The sequence below is a fragment of the Actinokineospora spheciospongiae genome (assembly GCF_000564855.1).
Taxonomy (GTDB): domain Bacteria; phylum Actinomycetota; class Actinomycetes; order Mycobacteriales; family Pseudonocardiaceae; genus Actinokineospora; species Actinokineospora spheciospongiae.
The window spans coordinates 1-2780 of the sequence record NZ_AYXG01000150.1 but is presented as its reverse complement, the minus strand read 5'-3'; the positions used below and the strand labels follow the sequence as shown (position 1 = coordinate 2780).

General features: G+C 71.9%; 1 protein-coding gene. It reads left to right on the top strand.

What is annotated here, in order from left to right; all coding sequences use genetic code 11:
* Positions 1–77: 77 nt before the first annotated feature.
* On the top strand, positions 78–2780 hold a 2703-nt coding region (locus UO65_RS20140; RefSeq protein WP_035284951.1), incomplete at its 3' end, for a GH92 family glycosyl hydrolase.

The following is a 2780-nucleotide window of genomic DNA, read 5'->3' as shown; positions in this document are numbered from 1 at the left end:
CCGTGGCAGAGCCCACGCCCCCACCGCCCCGGGGCGCGCACCGGACAACACCCCGCCCAGCACCTACTGTCACCACCATGGGCTTCCGCACGTCCTTCGCACCCGCCGAACCCCGCCCCACCCCGATCCGCCGCGGCCCGCTGCGCGTACGCGTCACCCGAGGCCCCTGGCGCACCCCCACCTCCCGCCGCCACCACGGCCTCACCGGCCGCCACGCCCTGCGCTACGACGCCCGCGGCGCGAGCACCGTCCGCCTCTTCCACGTCGACATCCCCGTGGACCCCGACACCGAACTCACCTACGCCATCCACCCCGCCCGCACCAAGCACCCAGCGCAACCGGGCACCCACACCGCCATCACCCTCACCCTCGACGACGGCACCCACCTCACCGAGGGCGACCCCCGCGCCCTGATCCCCGAGCAGTGGAACCTGCGCCGCATCCCCCTGGGCGCGCACACCGGCCGCACCATCACCACCATCGCCCTGACCCACGACCCCTACACCCCCACCGCACCGACGGTCACCACCGAGCGCAGCGCGATCACCGCCCCCCACACCCTCGACCGCGGCACCCGCACCCGCGCCCACGGCTGGATCGACACCCTCACCATCGCCCCCACCACCCCCGCACCCACCGACCCGGTCGAACGCGCCCTGACCACCCGCGGCACCCACTCCACCCGCCGCTACTCCCGCGGCAACACCCTGCCCGCCACCGCCGTGCCACACGGCTTCAACTTCTGGACCCCCATCACCCACGCCGCCCGCACCAACTGGGAATACGCCTGGCACCGCAACACCGGCCTGCAGGCCATCGGCCTCTCCCACCTGCCCAGCCCCTGGATGGGCGACCGCAACACCTTCCACCTCATGCCCACCACCGGCACCCGCGTCGGCCGCCGCGCCCGCTCCCGCCGCTTCGACCACACCGACGAAACCGCCCACCCGCACCACTACGCGGTCACCCTCGCCGACGGCGTCCGCGCCGAAGTCACCCCCACCGACCACGGCGCCGTCCTGCGCTTCACCTACCCCGCCGGAGCACCGGCCAACATCGTCCTCGACAACACCGGCCTCACCGGCACCGCAGGCCGCGTCCACATCGACCCGGACACCGGCACCATCACCGCCCACACCGACGTCCGCAGCGGCCTGTCCGCGGGCGCCACCCGCATGTGGGTCCACGCCACCACCGACCACCCCGTCCGCGACGCCCACAACCGCCTGCGCGGCCTGTCCCGCGCCCGCACCGCCCTCCTGCGCCACCACACCACCCCCGACACCCCCACCACCATCACCCTCCGCATCGCCACCTCCCTCATCAGCCCCGAACAAGCCGAAGACAACCTGCGCACCGAAATAGGCGAAGCCACCTTCGACGACATCCGCGCCCGCGCCCACACCGCCTGGCACCCCCACCTCAACCGCATCCACGTCGACGGCGCCACCCCCGAACAACTCACCACCCTGCACTCCTGCCTCTACCGACTGCACCTCTACCCCAACAACGGCAGCGAAGGCACCCGATACCGCAGCCCCTTCACCGGCCAGGTCACCAACGGCCACATCATGGTCAACAACGGGTTCTGGGACACCTACCGCACCTGCTGGCCCGCCTACGCCCTGTTCACCCCCACCCTCTGCGGACACTTCATCGACGGCTTCCTGCAACACCACCGCGACAGCGGCTGGATCGCCCGCTGGTCCTCCCCCGGACACGCCAACCTCATGACCGGCACCAACTCCGACACCGCCTTCGCCGACGCCCACGCCAAAGGCGTCCACGGCTTCGACCCCCACACCGCCTACCGCGCCGCCCTGCGCAACGCCACCACCCGACCCCCACACGACGCCGTCGGCCGCAAAGGCCACACCCACGCCACCTTCGCCCACTTCACCCCCACCACCATCCCCGAAGGCCTGTCCTGGGCCATGGAGGGCTGCGTCAACGACGCCGCCACCGCCGCCATGGCCACCCGCCTCGGCGACCACGACACCGCCGCCTACCTCACCGACCGCGCCCGCCACCACCGCCACCACTTCGACCCCACCACCGGCTTCTACCAAGGCCTCACCCCCGAAGGCACCCCCCGCCTGCGCGCCGACCACTACGACCCCCGCACCTGGGGCCACGACTACACCGAAACCAACGGCTGGACCGCCGCCTTCGCCGCCCCCCACGACCCCGACGGCCTCACCGACCTGCACGGCGGCCCCCACGCCCTCGCCGACACCCTCGACCGCTACTTCACCACCCCCGAAGACGCCACCCGCCCCGGCTCCTACCGCCGCCCCATCCACGAGATGCGCGAAGCCCGCGACGTCCGCCTCGGCCAGTACGGCCACAGCAACCAACCCGCCCACCACATCGCCTACCTCTACACCCACACCCCCCGCCCCTGGCGCACCCAGGAAATCGTCCGCGACATCTGCACCCGCCTCTACCAAGGCGCCACCATCGGCCAAGGCCACCTCGGCGACGAAGACAACGGCGAAATGTCCGCCTGGTACCTCTTCAGCGCCCTCGGCTTCTACCCACTGACCCCCGCCGCCACCACCTACGCCATCGGCTCCCCCCTCTTCCGCAAAGCCACCGTCCACCTCGACAGCGGCAACACCCTCACCATCAACGCACCCGACAACTCCCCCGACAACATCTACGTCGCCTCCCTGCACATCAACGGCACCCCCCACCACACCCCCCACATCCCCCACCACCTCCTCGCCGCAGGCGCCACCCTCGACTTCACCATGTCCCCCACCCCCACCACCTGGTTC